At 42.3% G+C, this 1,573-nt stretch carries 1 protein-coding gene; it reads left to right on the top strand.

Annotated features, from left to right (window positions below; genetic code table 11):
- Window positions 1–251: 251 nt before the first annotated feature.
- On the top strand, window positions 252–1,573 hold a 1,322-nt coding region (locus tag KDK18_RS03765), incomplete at its 3' end, for a hypothetical protein (protein ID WP_257253315.1).

Raw genomic sequence — 1,573 nt, 5'->3', positions numbered from 1 at the left:
CTCAAAATACTTCAATTTGCGATACTTTCTTACCGAATACGAGAAATATTTCTGTCCACACGATCAAAGCAATCCGGACATAACAACTGCTCCAGACACATGAATAATAGATGAGCTGAAAAAATCTCCCCAATCTTTTCCGGCTTCTTTACCTGTAACGCTCATATATTTCCCTCCCGGAGGAACCAAACACTTTCCCGGGACTCTAAAGTCATATTGACAATTGAACCCGAGTGTAAAGGATTACATCAATGAACATTAGAAATCATGCCATCAAGCCGATTGCTGTATTACTCATAACGATGAGTTTCTGTGTCAACGCTGATGTTACAGAACAAGAAGAACGTTGCATGAACGACACGCTGGCCGGTTATGATATTGAACGCCTCACAGAGGTGGGAACCACAGCAGAAGAAGTCTTTCTTTTTTCTCAGAAAGCCCCAATGGTCAGTCCGTATGAAATTCACCGTTTTACCCAGCGTAACATTACTCCGGAAGTAGTCGCATCGTTTCATCCTAAAGTGGCTAATGACCCAGCTTTTATAGATGAAATTCTAGAGGCACGGTTAAGCCCCCAAACAGCGAATAGCTACCTCGAAGTCGGCATTAATGGGGCCTTCTTTATCATCAAGTACGCCAAAAATAGAATACCCCCTGATCTTGCAGGTTCCTTATACAAAAACCTCTTCTTCGTATTCAGTGACTCTGATCAGGTCTATCTTCAAGATGCATTTAAACAGAGGCTAAAGACAGAAGACCTGTCCAGATACAAAGGACTCACCTACTCGTTCATTGAATTAAAAACTCTCTACATTTCTAAAGTGCCTGTTGACTTTATTCATGAAGCCAAGATGAAAGACATAGATCTATTCGATGCGATTTCTCTCTACTTTCGAGGCATTGACCTGGACACCTACTCGTCTTTAATCTCTGACCAACAGACCTGCACTGTATACCCCACCACTCAGCTTCATTTTGAGCACCTTGGTAACCTTGCGGGCTACCAGAGTAAAAAAGAGCCTATTGCCTTACCTAAGGCTTTGTTTTCCAAGCTTAATTCCATATTTATCCAATACGACATGTACCACTTTTCACTGGACGATCACGCGGAAATTTTCAAGTACGTTGAAAAGGCTGCCAAGGATGTAAAAAAACCAACGATCTATAATTTGCTCCACCTGACAGCAAAGATTGTTTCAGAAAAGCTTCACTACGAACTTGTGGATGACGGAGAGCTGGCACTTACCTTCCCTGAAGGTTGTTCAATTGCTGAATATTGGCGAAGGGGTATGGGTGACTGTGATAAATATATGGCATTGGGGGTGGTTGTTTTTGCTCAACTTAAACAACTGTTTCCTGACGTATTGGCAAATGTTTATCTAACCAAGGAATTGTTTTCGAAATACCCGGGGCATACATGGAATACCGTCGTCATCGCTGAAGAAGACCGCCTGATTTTCACCCACATTGACATAACAGACTCCGACCCCGACAATGCCTATTTTCTACACCTTATTCTTCGGTTTCTTCTACAACTGCATGATGCCATTCAGAATCTGAATGAGGCATCTGG

Source organism: Endozoicomonas sp. SESOKO3, assembly GCF_024606255.1.
Note: the sequence above shows the minus strand (reverse complement) of the source record. Positions and strands in the feature narration are given on the sequence as shown.